Origin of the sequence: Streptococcus oralis, assembly GCF_003943415.1 — a bacterium.
In the GTDB taxonomy this organism is placed as follows: Bacteria; Bacillota; Bacilli; order Lactobacillales; family Streptococcaceae; genus Streptococcus; species Streptococcus oralis_BJ.
This window is the reverse complement of record NZ_RJPK01000002.1, coordinates 63937-88435: the sequence shown is the minus strand read 5'-3', so window position 1 is coordinate 88435 and position 24499 is coordinate 63937. Positions and strand designations below refer to the sequence as shown.

General features: G+C 41.4%; 21 protein-coding genes and 2 pseudogenes. 14 read left to right on the top strand and 9 right to left on the bottom strand.

Annotated features, from left to right (window positions below):
- The first annotated feature begins 164 nt into the window (after positions 1-164).
- The 4 genes from D8801_RS03050 to rpsI all read left to right on the top strand — a co-directional run bounded on the left by D8801_RS03050 (position 165) and on the right by rpsI (position 3322).
- Entirely contained in the window at positions 165-1058 is an 894-nt protein-coding gene (locus D8801_RS03050; protein WP_125847778.1) for an ABC transporter ATP-binding protein, read from the top strand.
- Positions 1055-2254, top strand: a complete 1200-nt coding sequence (locus tag D8801_RS03045; RefSeq protein ID WP_125847776.1) for an ABC transporter permease — start codon at positions 1055-1057, stop codon at positions 2252-2254. The genes D8801_RS03050 and D8801_RS03045 overlap by 4 nt, the downstream gene beginning before the upstream one ends.
- A gap of 210 nt (positions 2255-2464) precedes the next feature.
- Positions 2465-2911, top strand: coding sequence for a 50S ribosomal protein L13 (rplM, locus tag D8801_RS03040; RefSeq protein ID WP_061418105.1), 447 nt, complete (start codon positions 2465-2467; stop codon positions 2909-2911).
- A gap of 18 nt (positions 2912-2929) precedes the next feature.
- Positions 2930-3322, top strand: coding sequence for a 30S ribosomal protein S9 (gene rpsI / locus D8801_RS03035; protein ID WP_000075973.1), 393 nt, complete (start codon positions 2930-2932; stop codon positions 3320-3322).
- 207 nt (positions 3323-3529) lie between these two features.
- Here the strand turns inward: rpsI and D8801_RS03030 are convergent, their stop codons facing one another.
- Together D8801_RS03030 and D8801_RS03025 are read right to left on the bottom strand one after the other, a co-directional pair.
- Positions 3530-4408, bottom strand: a complete 879-nt coding sequence (locus D8801_RS03030) for a LysR family transcriptional regulator (protein WP_125847774.1) — start codon at positions 4406-4408, stop codon at positions 3530-3532.
- Positions 4409-4537: 129 nt separating this feature from the next.
- On the bottom strand, positions 4538-4888 hold the full coding sequence (locus tag D8801_RS03025) for a helix-turn-helix domain-containing protein (RefSeq protein ID WP_125848200.1): 351 nt from the start codon (positions 4886-4888) through the stop codon (positions 4538-4540).
- 359 nt (positions 4889-5247) lie between these two features.
- Here D8801_RS03025 and D8801_RS03020 point away from each other — a divergent pair, with 359 nt between their 5' ends.
- Together D8801_RS03020 and D8801_RS03015 are read left to right on the top strand one after the other, a co-directional pair.
- A complete protein-coding gene (locus D8801_RS03020; protein WP_125847772.1) occupies positions 5248-6873 on the top strand; it encodes a malolactic enzyme in 1626 nt (541 codons plus the stop codon).
- Positions 6874-6950: 77 nt separating this feature from the next.
- Positions 6951-7897: pseudogene (locus D8801_RS03015) on the top strand (AEC family transporter).
- 451 nt (positions 7898-8348) lie between these two features.
- Here the strand turns inward: D8801_RS03015 and D8801_RS03005 are convergent.
- Positions 8349-8471 (bottom strand): annotated as a pseudogene (locus D8801_RS03005) (site-specific integrase); the annotation flags it as partial.
- A 146-nt stretch (positions 8472-8617) separates the two neighbouring features.
- Here D8801_RS03005 and D8801_RS03000 point away from each other — a divergent pair.
- From D8801_RS03000 to D8801_RS09810, 5 genes are all read left to right on the top strand, one after another.
- Positions 8618-9130 carry a GNAT family N-acetyltransferase gene (locus D8801_RS03000; RefSeq protein WP_125848198.1) on the top strand — a complete coding sequence of 171 codons (513 nt, stop codon included), beginning with the start codon at positions 8618-8620 and terminating at the stop codon, positions 9128-9130.
- A 264-nt stretch (positions 9131-9394) separates the two neighbouring features.
- Positions 9395-10081, top strand: a complete 687-nt coding sequence (locus tag D8801_RS02995; protein ID WP_125847770.1) for a LexA family transcriptional regulator — start codon at positions 9395-9397, stop codon at positions 10079-10081.
- 3 nt (positions 10082-10084) lie between these two features.
- Positions 10085-11500: a Y-family DNA polymerase gene (locus D8801_RS02990; protein ID WP_125847768.1), complete on the top strand. Its 1416-nt coding sequence runs from the start codon at positions 10085-10087 to the stop codon at positions 11498-11500.
- On the top strand, positions 11497-11859 hold the full coding sequence (locus tag D8801_RS02985) for a hypothetical protein (RefSeq protein ID WP_084976018.1): 363 nt from the start codon (positions 11497-11499) through the stop codon (positions 11857-11859). Before D8801_RS02990 ends, D8801_RS02985 begins: the two co-directional genes overlap by 4 nt.
- A complete protein-coding gene (locus D8801_RS09810; protein ID WP_185758488.1) occupies positions 11852-11992 on the top strand; it encodes a hypothetical protein in 141 nt (46 codons plus the stop codon). Before D8801_RS02985 ends, D8801_RS09810 begins: the two co-directional genes overlap by 8 nt.
- 191 nt (positions 11993-12183) lie before the next feature.
- On the opposite strand, the gene D8801_RS02980 is transcribed toward D8801_RS09810, so the two are convergent.
- From D8801_RS02980 to D8801_RS02955, 6 genes are all read right to left on the bottom strand, one after another.
- The gene (locus D8801_RS02980) at positions 12184-18288 is read right to left on the bottom strand and encodes an alpha-L-fucosidase (protein ID WP_125847766.1); all 6105 of its coding nucleotides are present in this window, start codon (positions 18286-18288) and stop codon (positions 12184-12186) included.
- 341 nt (positions 18289-18629) lie between these two features.
- Positions 18630-19106, bottom strand: a complete 477-nt coding sequence (locus D8801_RS02975) for a glutathione peroxidase (protein WP_125847764.1) — start codon at positions 19104-19106, stop codon at positions 18630-18632.
- Complete coding sequence (locus D8801_RS02970) at positions 19103-19681, bottom strand: DUF3278 domain-containing protein (protein WP_125847762.1); 579 nt, start codon at positions 19679-19681, stop codon at positions 19103-19105. The genes D8801_RS02975 and D8801_RS02970 overlap by 4 nt, the downstream gene beginning before the upstream one ends.
- 12 nt (positions 19682-19693) lie before the next feature.
- Positions 19694-20035, bottom strand: coding sequence for a hypothetical protein (locus D8801_RS02965; protein ID WP_084976023.1), 342 nt, complete (start codon positions 20033-20035; stop codon positions 19694-19696).
- 10 nt (positions 20036-20045) lie between these two features.
- Positions 20046-20588 (bottom strand): DUF3278 domain-containing protein, encoded by a 543-nt coding sequence (locus D8801_RS02960; RefSeq protein WP_125847760.1) that lies wholly within the window; start codon positions 20586-20588, stop codon positions 20046-20048.
- A 15-nt stretch (positions 20589-20603) separates the two neighbouring features.
- Positions 20604-20798 carry a helix-turn-helix transcriptional regulator gene (locus tag D8801_RS02955; RefSeq protein ID WP_125847758.1) on the bottom strand — a complete coding sequence of 65 codons (195 nt, stop codon included), beginning with the start codon at positions 20796-20798 and terminating at the stop codon, positions 20604-20606.
- A gap of 162 nt (positions 20799-20960) precedes the next feature.
- Between D8801_RS02955 and rsmH the strand changes: the two genes are divergently transcribed.
- The 3 genes from rsmH to pbp2x are packed head-to-tail and all read left to right on the top strand — an operon-like array spanning position 20961 to position 24498.
- Complete coding sequence (gene rsmH / locus D8801_RS02950; RefSeq protein WP_125847756.1) at positions 20961-21911, top strand: 16S rRNA (cytosine(1402)-N(4))-methyltransferase RsmH; 951 nt, start codon at positions 20961-20963, stop codon at positions 21909-21911.
- Positions 21912-21921: 10 nt separating this feature from the next.
- Positions 21922-22239, top strand: a complete 318-nt coding sequence (gene ftsL, locus D8801_RS02945; protein WP_125847754.1) for a cell division protein FtsL — start codon at positions 21922-21924, stop codon at positions 22237-22239.
- Positions 22240-22242: 3 nt separating this feature from the next.
- Positions 22243-24498: a penicillin-binding protein PBP2X gene (gene pbp2x / locus D8801_RS02940; RefSeq protein ID WP_125847752.1), complete on the top strand. Its 2256-nt coding sequence runs from the start codon at positions 22243-22245 to the stop codon at positions 24496-24498.
- The last annotated feature ends 1 nt before the right edge of the window (position 24499 follow it).

The window sequence follows — 24499 nt, the reverse complement described above, 5'->3', positions numbered from 1 at the left end:
TGTATGCACTTTAATGGGCTATAATTGTTCTATCACTTGGGTACTCAAAAACTTTAGAGAGTTTAGTTTTTAAGGAAGGATGAACAAGATAAAAATGTACATAAATCCTTGTAAAGGCTATCAAAAAGGAGTATAATAAGTGCAACATATTTCGGAGGTGGAAAATGCTAGAAGTAAGAAATCTAGAGAAAAGTTTCGGTTCCAAGCAAGTCTTGTTTGGTGTCGATTTTCAGGCAAGTCCAGGACGAATTTTGGGACTGGTCGGGAAAAATGGTGCTGGGAAAACAACGATTTTCCACAGTATGTTGAAATTTTTGGACTATCAAGGAGAGATCAGTCTGGATGGGCAGGAGATTCGTCAGGAAACCTACGCTCGGATTGGCTATCTGCCTGAGGAACGTAGCCTCATGCCCAAATTGACAGTCCTTGAGCAAGTTCGTTACTTGGCTACTCTAAAGGGCATGGATGCTAAGGAGATCAAGGAAAAACTCCCTCAATGGATGGAAAAACTGGAAGTGAAGGGTAAATTGACCGACAAAATCAAGAGCCTCTCCAAAGGGAATCAGCAGAAAATTCAGTTGATTATCACCCTAATCCATGAACCAGATTTGATTATATTGGATGAGCCTTTTAGTGGTTTGGATCCAGTCAATACTGAGTTGCTCAAGCAGGTCATCTTGAAAGAGAAAGAGCGTGGTGCGACCATTATCTTTTCTGACCATGTCATGACCAATGTTGAGGAACTTTGCGATGATATCCTGATGATTCGTGATGGGCGTGTGGTCTTGCATGGACCAGTTCAGGATGTTCGCAATCAATATGGGAAAACACGTCTTTTTGTTTCAAGTGAACGAAGCAAGGAAGAATTGGAAAAACTTCCTCATGTCAAACAGGTGAGCTTAACCAAGCAAGGCAGTTGGAAATTAATCCTCGATGATGAGAGCGCTGGAAGGGAACTCTTCCCAATCCTGACTCAAGGTCAGTACATCGCGACCTTTGACCAACAAGCTCCAACAGTCGATGAAATCTTTAAACTAGAATCAGGGGTGGAAGTATGAGAAATATGTGGATTGTAATGAAGGAAACCTATCTTCGACATGTCAAGTCGTGGAGTTTCTTCTTTATGGTGATTTCGCCGTTCCTCTTTTTAGCCTTATCTGTAGGAATTGGCTATCTCCAAAATTCTTCTATGGCCAAGAATAGCAAGATAGCAGTAGTAACAACAGTGCCATCTGTGGAAGAAGGGCTCAAGGGTACTAATGGTATCAACTTTGATTATAAGGATGAAGCCAGTGCCCAAGCTGCTGTCAAGGATGAGAAAATCAAGGGTTACCTAACTATTGATCAAGAGGATAGTGTCATCAAAGCCGTCTATCACGGTGAAACTTCTCTTGAAAGTGGCATCAAACTAGCTGTAACCAATAAGTTAAATGAACTGCAATACCAACTCAATCGCTCAGCAGCCAATTTGTCTCAAGAACAGGAGAAACGCTTGAGTCAAACTGTTGACTTTACTGAGAAGATTGATGAATCTAAGGAAAACAAAAAAATTGTTCAAACCATTGCGGCCGCAGGGCTTGGTTTCTTCCTTTATATGATTTTGATTACTTATGCTAGCGTCACTGCTCAGGAAGTAGCCAGCGAGAAAGGAACCAAAATCATGGAAGTGGTCTTCTCTAGTATCAGAGCTAGTCATTATTTCTACGCTCGCATGCTGGCTCTGCTTCTTGTGATTTTGACCCATATTGGGATTTACGTCGTGGGTGGACTTGCTGCCATTCTGCTCTTTAAAGATATCCCTATCTTGGCACAATCTGGTATTTTAAACCACTTGGGAGAGGCCTTCTCGCTCAATACCTTATTGTTTGTCTTGGTTAGTCTCTTTATGTACGTTGTTTTGGCAGCCTTCCTAGGATCCATGGTTTCTCGCCCTGAGGATTCAGGAAAGGCCTTGTCGCCGTTGATGATCTTGATTATAGCAGGATTTGTGGGGGTAACTTCTCTAGGTGCCGCTGGTGACAATTTAGTTCTGAAAATTGGTTCCTACATTCCTTTCATTTCGACCTTCTTTATGCCATTTAGAGCTATAAATGGTTATGCAAGTGGTCTGGAAGCTTGGATTTCTCTTGCCATTACGGTTGCTTTTGCAGTCACTGCAACAGTCTTTATCGGACGTATGTATGCCAGCCTAGTCCTTCAAACGGATGATTTGGGAATCTGGAAAACCTTTAAACGTGCCTTAGCTTACAAATAGGAGAGCCTCGCAAAAGCGAGGTTTTTCTAGATGTTAAACACCGAAATCGGTAAAAATATTTTTCATATCTATTGACTTTTAGTAGTAAAATTTGGTATGATAGTAGACGGTATTGTTTACCCCATTTGTAAGGCCCCGGAACCTTTCAAATACCCCGCGGACCGGAACATCCGCCCTGTAAACAAAAACGATATTCATATAGGAGAAATCATGAACAAAACTACATTCATGGCTAAACCAGGCCAAGTAGAACGCAAATGGTACGTTGTTGACGCAACTGATGTACCTCTTGGACGCCTTTCAGCAGTTGTTGCTAGCGTACTTCGCGGAAAAAACAAACCAACATTCACACCACACACTGATACAGGTGACTTCGTAATCGTTATCAATGCTGAAAAAGTTAAATTGACTGGTAAAAAAGCATCTGATAAGATCTACTACACTCACTCAAACCACCCAGGTGGATTGAAACAAATCTCTGCTGGTGAACTTCGTTCTAAAAATGCAGTACGTTTGATCGAAAAATCAGTTAAAGGTATGCTTCCACACAATACTCTTGGCCGCGCTCAAGGTATGAAATTGAAAGTATTCGTTGGAGCTGAGCACACTCACGCTGCACAACAACCAGAAGTTCTTGATATTTCAGGACTTATCTAAGGAAAGGAACAATAAAGTATGTCACAAGCACAATATGCAGGTACTGGACGTCGTAAAAACGCTGTTGCACGCGTTCGCCTTGTTCCAGGAACTGGTAAAATCACTGTTAACAAAAAGGATGTTGAAGAGTACATCCCACACGCTGACCTTCGTCTCGTTATTAACCAACCATTCGCAGTTACTTCAACTGTAGGTTCATACGACGTTTTCGTTAACGTTGTAGGTGGTGGATACGCTGGTCAATCAGGAGCTATCCGTCACGGTATCGCTCGTGCCCTTCTTCAAGTAGACCCAGACTTCCGCGATTCATTGAAACGCGCAGGACTTCTTACACGTGACTCACGTAAAGTTGAACGTAAGAAACCAGGTCTTAAGAAAGCTCGTAAAGCATCACAATTTAGTAAACGTTAATTCGAGAGAATTACAATACATACAAAGAGCACCTTTCGGGGTGTTCTTTTTTATCGACACTTTGTAGATTTATAATTGGGAATCTCGTTGAATGGTATCAGGTAAATGAAAAATTCGGCGATCATATCCTATTTCTTCGTACTTTAGTCTAATACCTATAATGTAAAAAACTCTAGCTATCAGGTAGTTGATAGTTAGAGTTTTTTTCTATTCATATGATTTAATGAGATTAAATAAGGCTTCTACTTCTGATGACAGTGTAGCTGATTTGAGATAAGCATAATAAACTGTAAATGTTATCTGGTCCTCCGGTATTAGAGGGATTTTTATTAAATCATCATCTTCATCAGAAAGTGCGATATCAGCCAGTAAACTAACGCCAATCTCTTTCTTTAAAAGTTCTTTAAGAATGACAATGTCATCAGTCTTAAAGAATATTTCTGCCTTGTTTTGATACTTTTGATTAAGTAGCTCAAAAGCTTTCAGGTGAACAAAGTGTTCGTCTAAAAGTATAAAGGATTGATCTACTAATTCTTCAAAAGTGAGGGAAAGAGCAGTAGCAAGAGGATGGTTCTTAGATAAAACGACATACAGTTCTTTATGAAAGAGTTCATGTGTCTCTATTGAAGGATGATTGAGTGGTTCAATCAATCCGAGTAAGCTCGCATCTAGTTCTCCCCTAAGGAGAAGATTTAATAATTCTACGGATCCACCACGAATAGGACGTACCTTTTTTAAAAAATCAAATTCAGTTTCTTTATTTAAGACAGAGAAAAGATACTGAATGATAATAGGAGGGAATCCTACAGTGGAGCAATGCGCCAAAGAGCGATTAATTTCTTTGCGAGTAGAAATGACCTCAGGTAAAATCAGTTCTGTATGCTTCAGAAGGATTTGTCCTTGAGGAGTTAGTTTGAAGGAACGATGCGAGGGATCATGGTGAATCAATTTGCAATTAAAAGATTCCTCTAAGCGCTTGATGGCATAAGAAATAGATGGTTGGCTGACTTTATGTTGTTTTGCTACTTCCGTATAGGATTGAAGCTGGCAGAGGTCATAAAAATATTGTAGATCTTTTAAATTCATATGGGCTCACACTTTCATTAGTTGGAGAAGGAAAATAAGTGGAAATCACCAGATAAATACTTTCTATCCGTATCCTACAATTTGACTATACGAGTATTCACCGGTTAAAATGTAAGTGAGTCAGGGATATCAAAGGTTATCTAAGATACTTTCAAAAATGACCAACATCTTTTCTCGTTTATCAATAGGGAGCTGTTTAATCTTCATGTTGATTCTTTTGAGTGAAAGATTGTTGGTCGTATCAGAGGTTGATTCAAGGCTATCAAAATTGAAAAATTCCTCTGGAGTCATCTCTAGGGCGACAATCACTTTTTCAAGACTGTGAATGGTCAGATTCACATTTTGGTTTTCAAGTTGATTGATATACTTAAGCCCAAGTCCTGCTTGTTCCGAAAGTTCTTCCTGGCTCATTTTTTTCTGTGTTCGAAAATATTTCACTTTTTGGGAAATATATTGTTGTAAATAGTTTTTATTCGTCATATAAATAGAATACAAGTTTTGCATGACAAAAAAACATCTTAAAAAATACAAAGTATTGCATAACAAACTTATATGATATTTATTTTAATTCGGATTGCCAATTTGTATGATTAGTTTCTTTTGCTCGAAACTTTTAGTAAAGAGTGATCATTGAGAGCTTTATGAGTTCAGAATTTTATAAAATATAACAACTTAAAGTGTCATTAATAATGGTGTTTTAAGTATAAAAGAGCTTATTAGAAAATTGTTCTCGTAGACTCATTATAACATATGCGTACACAATTGTATTTTTCAAACAACAAAGTTTTCCAAACGATTCGTTTTAAGTGGTATAATAGAAGTAAAAAGGAGGTTGCACTATGATTGCACATGATATTTTAAACAACCCTTTCCTCAATAAAGGTACTGCCTTTACCTTAGAGGAGCGAAAGGAACTAGGCCTTATTGGTTTACTGCCACCGTATGTTCAAACCATTGAAGAACAAGCGGCGCAAACTTATGCGCAAATGCAAACAAAAGCCAATGATTTGGAAAAGCGTCTTTTCCTAATGGAAATTTTTAATACCAACCGGACTCTTTTCTATTACCTCTTTTCTCATCATTTGGAGGAATTCAATCCAATTGTATACGATCCAACCATTGCAGATACCATTGAAGGCTATAGTGACCTCTTTGTAGATCCCCAATATGCGGGATATCTTGATATCAATCATCCTGAAAATATTGAAGCCACTTTGAAAAATGCTGCTGGGAATCGCGAGATTCGTCTCATTGTTGTAACAGATGCAGAAGGAATCCTTGGAATTGGAGACTGGGGAACAAATGGGGTAGATATTTCAGTTGGGAAATTGATGGTCTACACGGGTGCTGCTGGAATCGATCCTTCTATGGTCCTTCCTTTAGTTATTGATGCAGGGACTAACCGTGAAGAACTTCGTAACAATCCTAATTACTTAGGAAATCGTCATGAACGGGTTCGTGGTGATCGTTACTACGACTTTATTGACCAATTTGTTCAAACAGCCGAACGTCTCTTTCCTAAACTCTACCTTCACTGGGAAGACTTCGGCCGCTTGAATGCTGCCAATATTCTTGAAAAATACCGGAAACAAATTCCGACCTTTAATGATGATATTCAAGGCACAGGAATCGTTACCTTGGGTGGTATCTTTGGTTCACTGGATATTAGTGGTGAAAAATTAACAGATCAAGTTTATCTCTGCTATGGTGGTGGTACTGCGGGTGCAGGAATTGCCTCTCGTGTTCTTCGTGAAATGGTGAGTGAAGGTCTTTCTGAAGAAGAAGCGTATAAACGTTTCTTTATGGTTGATAAACAAGGTCTTCTCTTTGATGACATGGATGACCTAACTCCTGAACAAAAACCCTTTGCTAAGAAACGTGCTGACTTTAGTAACGCAGACAAGTTGACTGACCTGCTTGAAGTAGTAAAGACTGTGAAGCCAACCATTCTTGTAGGAACTTCTACTCAGCCTAATACCTTCACTAAAGAAATAGTAGAAGCTATGTGTGAAAATACAGAGCGTCCGATGATCTTCCCTTTGTCAAATCCAACCAAACTAGCAGAAGCTAGTGCCAAAGATTTGATTGAATGGTCAGATGGAAAAGCTTTTGTCGCAACAGGAATTCCTGCTGATACAGTTTCTTATAAAGGTGTCGACTATGTGATTGGTCAAGCCAATAATGCCTTGATTTACCCAGGTCTTGGTCTAGGTATGCTGGCTTCTGAAGCAAGTCTTTTAACTGATGAAATGATTGGAGCAGCGGCTCATTCATTGAGTGGTATTGTCAATCCAGGCCAACCAGGAGCTCCTGTTTTGCCGCCGTTCAAGTATGTAGCAGATGTTTCTATTAAAGTAGCAGAAGCAGTCGCTAAAAAAGCACAAGAGCAAGGTCTTGCACGCGCTAAGGAAACAGATATGGTCAAAGCCGTTCGTGATTTGAAGTGGTATCCAGAGTATAAATAATTCATTGCTGCTGTCTATCCTTCACTAGCGACAGATTTGTATGGGCTGTGGACTTAAGTAATTTAGAAAGGATACCTATGTCACTCTTTTTAACCTCGATTACGAGTATCATTCCGATTATCGCTATCATTGTTTTGGGGTATATTCTTCAGGTGAAGGGATGGTTTGGAGATGCCTTTGGACCTAACCTATCTCGTTTAATCATGAATGTAGCCTTGCCAGGTCAATCTTTGTGTCGGTGATGAAATACCTAACGCTAGATAAGCTAATCAGTCTTTCTGGAGGCCTCCTTTATACTTTTGTAGCATTTAAATTGGGATATATCGTAGCTTATATTGCAGTTGTGCTTTTCAAGGTTCGTCCAGGACGGCGAGGAACCATGATTAATACCTTTGTGAATGCCAATACTATTTTTATTGGTTTACCTTTAAACGTTGCTCTTTTTGGGGATCAGGCTCTTCCATATTTCTTAATTTACTATATCACCAACACGATTTCCACCTGGACATTGGGCGTGTATTTGATGACGAGTGACAGTAAATCGGGTCAAAGCAAGGAGACAAGTAAATTTGACTGGAAGAAATTGCTACCAGCTCCGCTTGTAGGTTTTCTTGTGGCTCTACTATTTTTGATTCTTCGAATCTCTATTCCAGATTTCGCAACGAATACCTTAACCTATGTTGGAAATATCGTCACTCCCCTATCTCTGATTTATATTGGTATCGTTCTTACAAAGGCAGGCTTGAAAACTATTACTTTTGATAAAGATACAATTGTCACCTTAGTTGGACGCTTTATCCTAGCTCCTCTAATCATGCTTCTTGTATTGAAGTTCTTTGCACCAAATATGGCGACAGTAGAATTTAAGACCTTTATGATTCAGTCTGCTACACTAGCTTTAGCTGTTCTCCCAATCCTTGCTAATCAGGGAAAAGGAGATGTGGAATTCTCTACGAATGTAGTGACTCTAAGTACGGTTCTATTTATCGTTGTTATTCCAATATTACAAACTTTATTAGGATAAGAAGGAAGAGGATAGGATTGAAAGTTATGCGTTAAGAAATTCCCCTATTTAAAAAATATTGATTCAAGTTTTATGAAATGAATCAGTAGATAACGTTCTGAAAATCCTTGATATTGTGCTGTTTTTAACCCAACTGAAACCCATACTTTTCAAACCAGATCTTAAGAAAGCTCGTAAAGCATCACAATTTAGTAAACGTTAATTCGAAAGAATTACGATACTTACAAAGAGCACCTTTCGGGGTGTTCTTTTTGTACTTTCATACTTAAATTGGTGCAATTGACATAGTTGTTGCGATTTTAGTCGCTTACAAATGTGGTTGCAACCTGACAGAGTCAGTTGCCTCAAAACGTTAATCAATACGATACTATCAACGTTTCAAAGCACTCAAAAGTTTACCTTATGGGTGCTTTTTTCTGTACTTTCTACAAAAGTTTGCCCTAAATTTACCCTATCCAGCAGATAGGGGGTCTACATTAGAAGTATTGACATAAATCTGAGTTGTATCGCTGTGCGTTAGTGCTCCAGAAGTTTCCTTAAGCGCCACTCCAGCTCGTTTTTCTGGTCTGGCGCCTTGAATATTATGCTTACCCATAGTATTTTGTGTTATAATGTAGAAACTATATAGAGAACAAAAGAATCTCTTCAAATTCTGTAGATTTCACTTTGTGTAAACATGAGAAAATGTTGAATGTAGATAATGATGGGAGAGGATTTGAAATGATAAGTTTAGAGTTGCTGTCTGAAGAAAATAGTCTAGATGTATATGCTTTTGAAAAAGAAAATCGGGAGTATTTTGAGCGAAATTTACCTCCTAGACCAGCTAACTATTTTGATTTAGAAGGTTTTAAAGAAATTACAAGGGAATTGTTAACGGAACAAACGAATCGTGATGTCTATATGCATCTTATTAGAGATTCGCAAGGCGTTATGGTCGGGAGAATCAATTTAAGTGTCTTAGAGAGTGATCGAAATACAGCAGAACTCGGGTATAGGATTGGGGAAAATGTTAGCAATTTAGGTTATGCCAGCGAAGCGGTTAAACTCGTTTTAGAAAAAGCCTTCACGACTTATGGTTTCAATAGAATCATTGCAGGAACGGCAACGGGTAATCTAGCCTCTCAGAGGGTGCTTTTAAAAAATGGCTTCACCTTTAGTAGAATGATAGAAAATGACTTACAAATTCATAATGAGTGGGTTCATACAGCAATATTTGAGATAAGGAGACCATAATATCATCAATTCCAGTCTATTGAAAAGGTTAATGGAGTTATAATCTTTCCAGACATTCAAGAATTTTCTCTTGGATGTCTTTTTTGTTCAGAATAGATAAGTGGTGCTGTTTAAACTTGTTTTTCCCAGTGGACAATCGTTCACTTTTTTTATATAATAAAACTAAACTAAATTGGTTGAGTTTTGAAAGTGTAAGCTCAACCGTCGATTTATCTTTCTAAGGGAGATAATGTTCATTAAAGCATCACACTAGGAGGTGAAGTATTGTATCAGCCAGAAAAGCTCAAGGCTCGGAGAAAAGAGCTAAAACTGACGCAAAAAGAGATTGCAGAGCAGCTTGGGATTAGTTTTCAGGCTTATTCAGCTTGGGAGCGTGGCATCAAGGAACCGTCCCAGGAGAAAGTTGCTCAGCTGGAGAAGATTTTAAAAGTAGCAAAAGGATATTTCACCCAGATTGAGATTGTCCGTCTTTATAATAGCTTATCTAACAAAGGGAAGGAAAAGGTTGTTCTTTATGCTCGCAACTTGGCTCAAGAGGAACAAATTCAGAAAGTGGCGACCATGCCAGAGCGTCTCTACGAGTATCATGTCTATGAACGCATGTCAGCAGGGATCGGGGCTTCGGTATATGACGATAGAAATTTTGATACCGTCTACTTTAATGAAGAGCTAGCCCATGATTTTGCTTCCTGGGTATCTGGGGACTCCATGGAACCTAAATATCAAAATGGTTCCGTGGCTCTGATTCGGGAAACAGGATTTGATTATGATGGGGCGGTTTATGCAGTGGTTTGCAACAACCAGACCTATATCAAACGGGTTTATCGTGAGGAAGATGGCTTGCGTCTGGTCTCTATCAATCCCAAATACAAGGATATTTTCATCTCCTATGAGGAAGATCCTCGAATTGTGGGGATTATCGTTGGGAATTTTGTGCCAATGGAGGGCTAGCCTATGGGCTACTTTGATTATTCCAGAGAGCCCAAAAGTGATATTGCCTTTGTCGATATGAAATCCTTTTATGCCAGTGTCGAGTGTGTGAAAAGGGGATTGCATCCGCTGAAGACCTCACTTTGTGTCATGAGTCGCGCGGATAATTCAACTGGTCTTATCCTAGCCTCCTCTCCCATGTTTAAGAAGATTTTTGGCAAGTCAAATGTTGGTCGGGCCTATGATCTGCCTTTTGATATCAAAACGCGCAAATTTTCCTATTACAATGCTCGAAAGCAAGGCTTGCCAACTGACTCAGACTATGTTCGCTACATCGAAGATTGGGCCCAAGTTACCTTGATTGTCCCTCCTCGGATGGATGAGTACATCGCAGTCAATATGGAAATCCAACGAATCTTTCAAAACTATGGTAGCCCAGATGATATTTATCCCTACTCTATCGATGAGGGCTTTATCGATCTGACCAGTTCGCTCAACTATTTCATCCCAGACAAGAGTCTCTCTCGCAAAGACAAGCTGGATATGCTTTCTGCTCGTATCCAGAGGGATATTTGGAGGCAGACAGGGATCTACTCTACGGTAGGTATGTCCAATGCCAATCCCTTACTGGCCAAGTTGGCACTGGATAATGAGGCCAAACACACCCCGACCATGAGGGCCAATTGGTCTTATCAGGATGTGGAAGAGAAGGTCTGGGCCATTCCCAAGATGACGGACTTTTGGGGGATTGGCAGGCGGATGGAGAAACGCTTGCATGCTCTGGGGATTTTTTCCATCAAGGAATTGGCAACCAGCAATCCCGACCAGCTAAAGAAAGTTCTGGGTCAGGCTGGCTTGCGTTTGTGGTTTCATGCTAACGGGATTGATGAGAGCAATGTTCATAAGCCCTATAAAGCCAAGTCCCAGGGATTGGGAAATTCTCAAATTTTACCGAGAGATTACGTGAAGTTACGGGATATCGAAATTATTCTCCGAGAAATGGCAGAGCAGGTGGCTATTAGATTGAGAAGGGCGGGAAAGAAAACAACCCTTGTCTCTATCTATCTTGGTTTCTCTAAACAGGAGGTCAGGCCGTCTATTCACACACAAATGAAGGTCGAACCTACCAATAATACGGCTATCTTAACGGATTATGTTTTGAAGCTATTTCATAATAAATACACTTCTGGAGCGGTCAGAAGTGTCGGAGTCAATTATTCAGGATTTGTGGATGAGTCCTTTGGCTTGATTTCCCTCTTTGATGATGTTGATAAGCTAGAAAAAGAAGAAAGGCTCCAGACAGCCATTGACTCCATTCGGAAACAATTTGGTTTTACCTCCCTCTTAAAGGCCAATGCACTGGAAGAAGCCTCTAGGAGTCTTGCCAGAAGCAAGCTGATTGGGGGGCATTCTGCTGGAGGATTAGACGGACTAAAATGATTGATCGTTCTTATTTACCCTTTCAATCTGCGCGTGACTATCAAGATCCAGGGATGCAGAAGTGGATGGGCTTTTTTCTCTCAGAGCATACCAGCTCGCTTAGCGAAGAAAAAAAACGTGTTGATTTTTCGACGAATTTGAATTTAGTTGAGAAGCTACTCTTGCTTTCTCAGCTTTATGTTGGTCAATTGAAGGGATGTTTTGTTGTCAAGGAAAAGAAACAGAAAACCACTATCATTGGTGAAGTGAAAGAGTTGTCCTCTAAAACCTTATCTATTAGAACAAACGAGGGATATAGGCTGATAGAGGTTGCAGATGTTTTAGAAATTCAACTGTGGGAGGAGGAGATTGATGATTAGAAAAGAGATGCATGAAAACAAACTGCAGATGGACTATCCCTTGAACTCAACTAGCTTTGAAGATACGAGAAGAAGAGCAACTTCCATCGCAAGAGATAGTCATATAAGAAAAAAGCTTTATAGTTTTTGCTGACAATTTCCTTGAAATCGTAGTTGAATTTGAAAACACATATCCTCAATGATTATCTTATTTATAGATGTATACCAGAACATCCATGTAAATTTATGGATGTTTTTTTATTTTATAGATAGAAAAAGAGAAGACCATTTGGTCTTCTCAACGGGGGAACTGAATAATTAGAAAGAATCAATCAAGGAGGGTTATTAGTCTTTGAAATTCTTTTGGAAGATGAGGAGAGACAAGATAGAAGTGATGGCTGCCAAGAAGAGGAAGGCAGTTGCTTCTTGTTCCCCAGTTGCAGGGAGTTGTCTTTCCTTGTCTTGTTTAACTGTAGTTGTAACAGGAACTTTTTCATCTTTTGCTGGTGAATTGTCTGTTACGACTGGAGTAGTCTCTCTTGGTAGAACATACTCAGGAAGAGTCACAACTGGTGGCGCTTCTGTACCAACTGAGCTTTGTTTGCTACCTACCTCAATCACTCGCTCTTGAGCTGGAGTTGCTTCTGTTTGGACAACCTTGCGCTTGTCACCGTCTACTTCAACATACTCGACTAAGAGACCGTCCTTACCTTCTGATAGAACCTGCTCTTTTCCTTTGTCTAATTGGGCATTTTCGCGACGGATAGTCTTGAACGGCACTGGTTTATTGACAATTTCCAAACTCGGAAGTGTAAAGACAAGGTTCTTAACTCCTTCCTCAGGAGATGAAGAAGTGATTGGTTTTTCTGGTTGAGCTGGTAGAGGGTGCTCAGGAAGAGTCACAACAGGTGGCGCCTCTGTTCCTACTGAACTTTGTTTAGTGCCCACCTCAATCACTCGCTCTTGAGCTGGGGTTGTTTCCGTTTGGACAACCTTGCGCTTGTCACCGTCTACTTCAACATACTCGACTAAGAGACCGTCTTTACCTTCTGATAGAACCTGCTCTTTTCCTTTGTCTAATTGTGGGTTTTCGCGACGAATAGCCTTGAACGGCACGGCCTTAGTGACAATTTCCAAACTTGGAAGTGTAAAGATAAGTTCCTTGACCCCTTCCTCAGGAATTGAAGAAGTCATCGGTTTCTCAGGTTCAGCCGGTTTTTCAGGTTCAGCTGGTTTTTCAGGTTCAGCTGGTTTTTCAGGCTCAGCTGGTTTTTCAGGTTCAGCTGGTTTTTCAGGTTCAGCCGGTTTCTCAGGTTCAGCCGGTTTCTCAGGCTCAGCCGGTTTCTCAGGCTCAGCTGGTTTTTCCGGTTCAGCCGGTTTCTCAGGCTCAGCCGGTTTCTCAGGTTCAGCCGGTTTCTCAGGTTGAGCAGGTTGTTCAGGTTGAACTGGAGTTTCTGGTTGAGCAGGTTTTTCCGGTTCAGCTGGCTTCTCAGGCTTAGCTGCTTCAAGCTTGCTAATTTGTTCAAGAGCGGATTCTAGCGCTTTATTAACTTCTTCTTGAGTCTTGGCCTCTTGAATTGCAGCAATTGCTTGGTTTGCAAGTTCAATTAATTTCTTCTTAGCTTCATTGTTAGAACCAAGCTCACCGACTTTTTTCTCGATGGCTTCTGTCAAGCTAGCCATGGCCTTATTGTATTCGATTTCCGGCTGTTTCGGTTCAGCAGGCTGTTCTGGACTAGGTTCTTCGTCAGGTTTTTGGTAGTTTTCGTCCTTGCTTAGGATATCTTGCAAAGTACTTACTGTCAACATAACATCCTGAGCATCTACAGTTTCAGCGCTGAGTTGATTTCTCAATTTGTCTAGATTTGCTTGGAAAGCTTTGCGTGCAGTAGCCGTATTTTTCAAGCCTGCTGGGTCAAAGTTAGCCAAATCGTCCTTCCATTTAGTGATGGATTGGAGAAGCTCTTCTTTGCTGTAGAGTTCGCTTCCTTCACCACGAGTGATGAATTGATCCACCTGGATACCGATATTTCGAGACAAATCGTTTCGATCAGGATCTAGTTGAAGGGTGACTGCGTGCAAGTTTTCGTCCAGACCTTTTAGGCTAACCAGAGTTTGATTGCCTTGACGTTGGGCTGCATGACCGCTAAAGTATTTCTTGCCATCAATAGTCGAAGCATTTCCCATGCCATCTTGGTAAGGAACTTCTTTACCATCTAGGAAGACTTTGTAGATACCGTGACCCGGATCTACAAATCCCTTGATGTCAAGTCCAGTACCGTAGAAGTAGGCTGTTACAGTTGTCTTTTTCTTTTGTTCGTCAGTTAAGCGACCAAAGGAAACCCAAGACTCCGTTTTTTGGTACTTGTCTGCCGAATTGGTTTCATGGTTCCAGCCAGAACTGTAATCCAACTGACTAGCTTGGTCATCATAACTTGTTTGGTCCTTGATCAGCAATTCAGCTTTCATCACTTGGATGGTTGCATCGGTAGCGAAACCGAGCAGGGCACCATCAGTGACAGAAGTGAGCTTGGCTTTGAAATCAAAGACAGAGTCGGCTTGTTCTGTAAAGTCAATCGTTGGGATGGTCACAGTCTTTTCTGTTTCTCCATCTTTAAAGGTCACATCTTGAGTTGTATCTTGGTAAACTTTACCGTGAACCCCAGTTCCAGGTTCTGTGATAAAGCGAACAGTAGCAGCTCCCTTGCTTCCACCAACACGTTTAATCTTAACAGTGACTGGTTTTCCTTTTTCGACTTCGTAGTTAGTAGACTCGAGTTCAAACATTCCCTTGCTATCATTGTTTAGGGTGTAGATCCCTTCTGTAGCAATTGGTTCGCCTGTTTTGTTTACAAGGGTAATAGTATGTTGGCCAGGTGCTAAATCGCCTGTCTCAAAGACTTTTTGGCTGCGCTTACGGCTAGCATTCTTAGTTTGCACATCCGCAACCTTTTGACCATCAACGTAGACGGACATTTCTCCATGACCTGGATCGACCGTAGAGACGACATAGGCCTTGGTTCCTGTGAAGGTATAGCTTACTTTGGCATCTTTTTGATTGGTCCACATAGAAGTGCCACGAACACCTTCAGATTCATTGTACCAAGTTGTACCGGCTGTATCCGCTGTTGTATTTGAGTGGTATTCAAGTCCAAGAGGGTAGCCGTCTGTCTTTTCGATACTACTTGGCGTTTTGTAGACAGAGAAGTTGGTCAAGATTGGTGTAGCTTGTGCTCCTGTGATGGTCACACGGATTTTTTGTGCCTCTACAGGCTTACCTTGGATCAAGCGACGGTAACCAACAGTTGAACCTTCCCCGTAAGTCACCCAGCGTCCGTTGATTTCAACTTCAATCTTGAAACCAGAGATACGTTGACCTTTAGCGATATCTTCTTTGAGTTCGACAACGTCAAAGCGTCTCTTTTGGCCCAAATCGACTGTAAAGCTACCAGTTGTGGCATCATTTGAGAGCGCCCAGCTGGTGTCATCTTTACCGTCTGTGAGGTGGCTTTCCTTGTAGAGGTGGTTCTGACGAGTAGAACTTGCTGTTACAGTGGCACCTTTGGCAAAGTCAGTCGCATACATTTGGTCTAGGGTTGCCTTGAACTCTTTCAAGCGAGCCACATCCGCATCGGCGAATTTTCCTTCTTTATTTGGTGGAATATTGAGAAGGAGTGGGGTTCCACGACCAACAGACTTGAAGTAGATGTCCATCAGCTCTTTGAGTGATTTCGGCTGTTGATTGTCATGGTAGAACCAACCAGAACGGATCGAAACGTCAGCTTCCCCTACAGAGTACATATCACCATCTGGGTCACCGTGGTTGAGGTATTCATTTTTCACATCGTCTGTGATATTGGCCTTTTTGACTTTATGCCATACAGGGTCCCCTGCGATACCCCGTTCATTTCCAATCCAGCGAACGCTTGTCGGTTGAGCAGAGAAGATAGCAATATCTCCTTCAGCTTCTTTGATATATTTGAACCATTCATCAAAGGTATAGGTTACTTTTTGGGCACCGCTACCACGCGCTCCGTCCATCCAAACCTCGATGAATTTCCCTTTATTTCCGTATTTTGGATTTCCAAGGATTTCTTTTAGTTGGTTGAGATAGTATTGGTTGTATTCTTTTTCGGTTGCAACATGGTATTTTGGATGATTGGCATCCCATGGTGACAAGTAAACACCCATATTCATGTCATACTTGCTAGCAGACTTGGAAACTTCTTCGAGAAGGTCACCCTTTCCATCTTTCCATGGGCTAGCAGCTACGGTATGATTCGTATACTTAGAAGGATAAGCAACGAAACCGTCGTGGTGTTTAACCACCATAATAGTCCGTTTGAAGCCAGTTTCCTTCAGGGTACGAATCCATTGGTCTGTATCCAAGTTAGTTGGATTGAAGTATCGAGGGTCCTCTTTTCCATTTCCCCACTCGGAATTAGTATAAGTGTTCATTCCGTAGTGGATGAAGGCTGCCAATTCTTCCTTGTGGTAATCGAGTTGGGCCTTGCTTGGAAGAGGTCCATGATTGCCAATCTCAGTTTCTTTATCTTCTGGATGAGCAACTGGAGGAGCCGGAGTTGTTGGATTGGCTGTATCAGCGATTGGCTCGTATTCAAAGACGACTTCATTCACCCCTTTTTGCTGGATAGTTGCTTCCAAGCTAGCCTTGACTGGACGGTAGCCAGCAATGTCTCTTGCATGGAAGGTGTTGACAAAGGAAACGTCGTACTCTTGACCGTCATTGTTATCAACTGTCACCTCAGCTAGTTCAGTACTTGTTCCTTTTTGACGGTAGTAAACTTTAAAAGAACCTTTATTGACTTTATAAACCACCTTGATAACACGGGTTCCAGGAGCTGTTTTGCTAACGACATTGTGGTTCCACTCGTCTTTTAGTTGCTTCTGAATCTCAACTCCATCAATGGAAACAATCTGGTATTTTTCTAGATTTTGCTTGTAGAATTCGGTTGGAGTGATTGCTTTCTTGAAATCATAGTCAAAGCCAGTTCCCACTTCTGTTTTGTCTAAGAAAGTATCGTTTTCTTTAACTGTATTGCCTGCTTCGTCCACGTGTTGGATAACGACACGTCCGTAATCAATTCCCTTGACTAAAGTAGCGATACCGCTCTCATCAAAGGAGTACTGATTTTCTCCGATGACAGCTGTCTTATTTCTAAGCATTTCACCTTCGGGTGTAAAGTAATAACGTTTGCCATTATCACCTTGATACCAGCCCTTGACACCATATTTGTCAATAATATCTTTGACCCATTTGAGTTGTTCAGGAGAGAGGACAAGTCCACCACCAAAGCGGTCTTTCTCAGGAACACCGTTGTCAACCGTTCCGTGTTGGTGTACGCCGATGACTTTTCCATCACCATTGATAATTCCACCACCAGACAAACCAGATACAGAAGTGGTTTGGTAAGTGATGCCAGTAGCTCCTTTGTCATCATAAGGATCAACGGATTTTACCTTGCCGTCAGCTTTATAGAGTTGTCCAGCTACGATAGGCTGTTTGAGTTCTTTTGAGCTTGAGTCAGTTGGATAACCAATCGTGCTGACAGGATCCCCTGCTTTGTAAGTCTTATGCTCAGCGAGTGGTACAAAAGTTGCTGCTTTATTTGGGCTTGCAATTTGTACAGGGACAGGCGCTACAACTGCAGCCAAGTCATTCTGATATCCCTTGCTAAACTCTTCTTTGTTCCAGAAGTGGATATCTTTCTCTTGGAAGAGTGTGGTATTTCCTGAATTTGGCTGAGAATTCTTAACAGGAGCGTTGGATCCTAGATTGTAATAGAAGCGCGCAGAATCTCCGCCGCGAACATGGCCTTCTTTATCTAAAAAGTTATGAGCAACTGTCAAGAAAACGTTAGGCGAAACAAAAATACCAGAACCAGAAACGATGTATCGTTGAGCTCCACCATTATAAATGCTGTAGACCATAGTGGCAGCAGTTGCGGGTTGTCCCTCGTAGTTGATGTGTTTGAGGTCTAAACCGCCATTAATGATGGCACGGTTTCCGTTCTCAGCTTCTTTTGGAGCTTCTTCCTTGTCCTTTAGAATGCTCTTAGTTTCTACTTTTGGACTAGCTTTCTGGTCAACGATAGTTTTTGTATCGAGTTCTTTGACAGGTGTGTCTGGATAGGCACGATCCGGAATTTCTTCAGGGAGCAAGTCAGCACTGTTGGTATCGGCAGCAGGCGTTTCTTGTTTTTCAGCTTCTACACGGCCTTCTTTTTTAGCTGGTTCAGCCTTGCCTTCTTCTATATCTGCGACTTGTTTAATTTGCTGATCTAAATTGGATGTCGTGGCAGGAGACGTTTCGTCTGCACGCACGGATCCAGAAGCAAAAAATGCTAGTCCAACCATGACCGAGGCAACTCCAACGGTCAGTTTCCGAATGCTAAACGTTTGCCCTTTTTCAAAAAGGTATCGATTCATAATATACTCCTAGTTTTTAGAAAGGCAGTCAGCTACTGCCCGAGCCCAAGTCTGACTTGGTTACAACTTGATTTAATGAAAAAACTCTCTGATAATTTGTAAGCCACCTTACCTCCTGCTTATAAAGCGCTTTCATTTTAAGATAAAAAATTTAAAAGGTCATTTCTCCTTTAAAATGACTGAAAACTTTTAATATAACAAATATACTAAATTAATGAAAGAATTGCAATAGCAAAAAACAAAAAAATAAATATAAATTAAAGAAAATCAGTTACTTTTTAAAGAAAAAACGCATCCTTTCAGGGCTCAAACTAAATGAAAGGACACGTTTTAAAAAGAAATTAGAGTATCTTTTGGAGAGACTCTTGGATGGTTTGGGGGTCTGTTTTGGAAGAGAAGCGCTCAAGAACTTGCCCATCTCGGCCAATGAGAAACTTAGCAAAATTCCATTCGATTCGTTTTCCTAGCGGGCCAGATTTCTGGTCTTTTAGCCAAACATAAAGAGGATCTGCTTCCTTGCCGTTGACCTTGATCTTGGCAAAGCGAGGGAAAGTGGTCTGATAGTGTAGGCTGCAGAAGTTATTGATTTCCTCTGCGCTGCCGGGTGCTTGTCCCATAAACTGATTGCAAGGGAAATCTAGGATTTCAAAGCCCTGATCTTGATAGCGTTCATAGAGGTCTTGGAGTCCCTGGTACTGGGGCGTTAAACCACATCCAGTAGCAGTGTTGACAATCAAGAGAATTTTACCACGATAGCTCTCTAGGGGAGTCGCTTGGTTGCTTTGGTTTAAAACGGAAAAATCATATATACTGGTCATTTTTCTATATTCTCCTTATGCATTCCTGATTCAGAGTGTTTCATCTCGTGTTCCGATAAAAAGGCATAGGTCATGGTTCCAAAGATGGCTCCAATTCCCAAACCTAAGACTAGTAAAGGGAGCGTTTTATCGAACTGGAAGAGATTATCCCAAAAGGTATCGAGGGGAAGATGCTGAACAAAGAGTTTGTGAAAGGCTGATAAGACAAATAAGCCAATTGGAATGCTGAGGAATACACCCCAACTACGAACTTTGATTTGACTTTTGCTGTAGCTTTTGTGATGGATTTCGGACTGGTCATCCTTGTCTAAATGTAAGTCGTGAATTGCTAGTCTCGCCCTAGATGAGAGGATGAAGATAAGTCCAAAATAGAGGTAGGGCATGGCATCTCGAACCAACTCTATGAAGCGTCCAAATAGGAGATAGAACAAGAAGAGTAGGAGAGAGGAATATACAATTTGGATCAAGGCACGGGCACCTGCCCTGTAGATTATCTCTTGGCGACATTCATCAAAGGGGCCTTGTATGTGAAAGAATAGTTTGAGTAAGCGAGTGGTGAAATCTTCTTTTTTCATGGGAGTAATCTCCTAAATGAGCGATTTTTGATTGACTTCTTTAAAGAGTTGATAGAGAGTATAGAAGTAAACCAAACTAAAAATGATACAGATTATTAGAAATACCAGGTATCTCCAATCCATAGGATTTGTTAAAAGTTGTGGAAAGGATACGAGGATAAAACAGAGAGATGCGTTTAGAAGACGTATTTTTTTTGATTGGATTTTCTGGAATCTCTGTCCCTTGTTCAATACAGGAAGGAATAAAAGAAAGATAATCAAGAAAGGATGCTCAATATGTCCAGAAAGTAGGAAAAAGGTAATAAAGATACTGATAAAAACATGACTGATCAGTAGTCTAGCTAGTGATTTCATAAGGCACCTCCTAGTCGTCTTCTTGGTCTTTCTTGGCTTTTGCAATGCGATGGGAGATGGCAGTTTGTACTATTAATCCGAAGAAAAAGGCAGCTAGAATAGTTTGAACAAAATTCTCTGTATTTAAAAGAGAACTAAGATAATTCTTGCTATCATCTGTGAGAGTATTAAGAAATGGTATTCCAAAGAACATACCTAGCCCATAGATTAGACCGGCTTTTAGACCAGGAAAATGTAGCTGTTTGCTTTCTTTAGGGCTTAGCATTTCGGGGTCAATGGCTGTGATGCCTGTTTTCTTGGTTTGGGAGACCACATAGAGAGCAGAAATCATCGAAATGACGAATACCACAAGAGGATAGCCGATAGCGACAATTTGCGGGTATTTATAAGCAAGGACAAAGGGAATGAGATTGCCAAATGTCATCAGATAAAAGAGGACAATAAAGACCTGATTTCCGATACGATCGGCCTCGCGCCGTTTGTGTTCGTCAAGGGGACCAGAAATACCGTATATGCGTTTAATGAGTTTTTCAGTGAGAGTTTCTTTTTTCATGAGTTTGCTCCTTTTTTAAAAATTATCCTCCCAAAAGAGACTATTGAGGTCAGTTTGGAGGCTGCGGGCGATATTGAGACAGAGTTCCAGGGTTGGATTGTACTTGTCATTTTCAATCATGTTGATGGTCTGTCTCGAGACACCGATATCTTTGGCGAGCTCAAGCTGGGAAATACCTAGTTCCTTGCGGAATTCTTTGACACGATTCATAGGGTCTCCTTTCTGATATGTCGCATATATTTGACTATATTATATTCTTTTGGAGGTGAGGTGTCAAGTATATATGACATATTTTTGAGAATTTTTTTCGAAGAAACTTAGCCTTGTCTGACAAGTGCAAGCTGGTCAGATTTGTGGTAAAATAGATAAGATATGACAAAAGAATTTCATCATGTAACGGTCTTGCTTCATGAAACGATTGATATGCTTGACGTGAAACCTGACGGTATCTACGTTGATGCGACTTTGGGTGGAGCAGGCCATAGCGAATATTTATTAAGTAAATTGAGCGAAAAAGGGCATCTCTATGCTTTTGACCAGGACCAGAATGCCATTGACAATGCGCAAAAACGTTTGGCACCCTATATCGAAAAGGGGATGGTGACCTTTATCAAGGATAATTTCCGTCATTTGCAGGCACGTTTGCAGGAGGCTGGTGTCCAGGAAATTGATGGAATTTGTTATGATTTGGGAGTGTCCAGTCCTCAGCTGGATCAGCGTGAGCGTGGCTTTTCTTATAAAAAGGATGCGCCACTGGATATGCGGATGAATCAGGAAGCTGGTCTGACAGCCTATGAGGTGGTCAATCATTATGACTATCATGACTTAGTTCGGATCTTTTTCAAGTATGGTGAGGATAAGTTTTCTAAACAGATTGCCCGTAAGATTGAGCAAGCGCGTGAGGTGAAACCAATTGAGACAACGACGGAGTTGGCAGAGATTATCAAGTCGGCCAAGCCTGCCAAGGAACTCAAGAAAAAGGGGCACCCTGCCAAGCAGATTTTCCAGGCTATCCGAATCGAAGTCAATGATGAGCTGGGTGCGGCAGATGAATCCATCCAACAGGCCATGGATATGCTGGCTTTGGATGGGAGAATCTCGGTCATTACCTTCCATTCGCTGGAAGACCGCTTGACCAAGCAACTATTTAAAGAAGCTTCAACAGTGGAAGTTCCCAAAGGCTTGCCCTTCATTCCAGATGACCTTAAGCCCAAGATGGAATTGGTATCCCGTAAGCCAATCTTGCCAAGTGCCGAAGAGCTAGAAGCCAACAATCGTTCGCATTCAGCCAAGTTGCGTGTGGCCAGAAAAATTCACAAGTAAGAGGAAAAACATGGCAGAAAGAATCGAAAAAACAAGCCAGTTATTGCAAACGAAGTTTAAAGGTTTTTCACGTGTGGAAAAGGCCTTCTATGTTTCGATTGCTGCAACAATGATTATCCTAGCAATTAGCGTTGTGTTTATGCAGACCAAGCTATTACAAGTTCAGAGTGAGTTGACCAAGGTCAATGCTCAAATCGAAGAAAAGAAAACAGAGCTCGACGATGCCAAGCAAGAGGTCAATGAATTGATTCGTTCAGAACGTTTGAAAGAAATTGCAAACTCCAAGGATTTGCAGCTGAATAACGAAAATATCCGAGCAGCGGAGTAAGAAATGAAACAGTGGAAAGAAAAAATCATCCGTTATGCCGTTCGTAATCGTAAATCTCCAGAAGAAAACCGCAGAAGAGTAGGAAAAAGCCTGAGTTTATTGGCTGTCATACTCTTCGCTGTCTTTTTGGTCAACTTTGCGGTCATTATCGGAACGGGTAGCAAATTTGGCAAGGACTTGGTCCAAGAGGCTAAAAAGGTTCACCAAACAACCAAGACGATTCCTGCAAAACGGGGAACTATCTATGATCGTAATGGAACACCTATTGCAGAAGATGCGACTTCTTATAATATCTATGCCGTTATTGACAAGACCTACAAGTCAGCAACAGGAAAAATTCTCTATGTAGAGGATTCTCAATTTAATAAGGTAGCTGAAATTTTCCATAAGTATCTGGATATGGAGGAGTCCTATGTCAAAGAACAACTTTCTCAGCCAGATCTAAAACAGGTATCCTTTGGTACTAAGGGAAATGGGATTACCTATGCCAATATGATGGCTATTAAAAATGACCTCAAAACTGCTGGTGTTGAGGGAGTTGACTTTACGACGAGCCCCAACCGCAGTTATCCCAATGGCCAGTTTGCTTCTTCCTTTATCGGTTTAGCGCAACTCCATGAAAATGAGGATGGCACCAAACGTTTGATTGGGACATCTGGATTGGAGAGTTCTTTAAATAGCATTCTAGCGGGTACAGATGGGATCATCACCTATGAGAAGGATCGTCTGGGAAATATTGTTCCAGGTACAGATCAAGCTTCCCAACAAACAGTAGATGGAAAGGATGTGTACACAACCCTTTCTAGTCCCTTGCAATCCTTTATGGAAACACAGATGGATGCCTTTCAGGAAAAGGTAAAAGGCAAGTATATGACGGCTACCTTGGTCAGCGCTAAGACAGGGGAAATCCTGGCTACGACCCAACGGCCAACCTTCAATGCCGATACCAAGGATGGCATTACAAAAGACTTTGTCTGGCGTGATATCTTTTATCAAAGTAACTATGAGCCAGGATCGACCATGAAGGTGATGATGTTGGCCTCGGCTATTGATAACAACACCTTCCCCGGTGGCGAATACTTTAACAGTAGTGAATTGAAAATAGCAGATGCGACTATTCGAGACTGGGACGTTAATGAAGGTTTGACTAGTGGTGGCACCATGACCTTCTCTCAAGGTTTTGCCCACTCAAGTAACATCGGGATGACCTTGCTTGAGCAAAAGATGGGCGATGCGACATGGCTGGACTATCTTAACCGCTTTAAGTTTGGGGTGCCGACCCGTTTTGGTCTGGCAGATGAGTACACAGGTCAATTACCTGCGGATAACATTGTCAATATTGCCATGAGTTCATTTGGACAAGGGATTTCTGTTACCCAGACCCAGATGCTTCGTGCTTTTACAGCTATTGCCAACGATGGGATTATGTTGGAGCCGAAATTTATCAGTGCCCTCTATGATCCAAATGACCAGTCTGTCCGTAAGTCTCAAAAGGAAATCGTCGGAAACCCTGTGTCAAAAGCGGCTGCGTCCTCTACTCGGGAGCACATGGTCATGGTCGGAACAGATCCTGTCTATGGTACCATGTACAACCATAACACAGGAAAAGCAACTGTCAATGTTCCAGGTCAGAATGTCGCCCTGAAATCAGGGACTGCTCAGATTGCCGATGAGAAAAATGGGGGTTACCTGACAGGTGAAACCAACTATATCTTCTCTGTTGTGTCGATGCATCCTGCAGAAAATCCTGACTTTATCCTCTATGTAACGGTGCAACAGCCAGAGCATTATTCGGGTGTTCAGCTGGGAGAGTTTGCCAACCCAATCCTTGAGCGAGCTTCTGCTATGAAAGAATCCCTCAATCTTCAGTCAACTGCCAAGAGCTTGGATCAGGTCAGCAAGACGACAAGCTATGCTATGCCAGCTACCAAGGACTTTACGCCGGGTGACCTAGCAGAAGAATTGCGTCGCAACCTTGTCCAACCAATCGTTATCGGAACAGGAACCAAGATCAAGGAACTCTCGGTTTCTGAAGGAGATAATTTGGAAGCCAATCAGCAGATCTTGATTTTGTCTGATAAGGTCGAAGAAATGCCTGATATGTATGGCTGGACAGATGAAAATGTGCAAACATTTGCCAAATGGCTGAATATAGAAGTCGAGTGGGAAGGTAGTGGCAAAACGGTCAAAAAACAAAGTGTCCGTGCCAATACAGCCCTCAAAGACATTAAAAAAATGAAAATAACTTTAGGAGATTAAG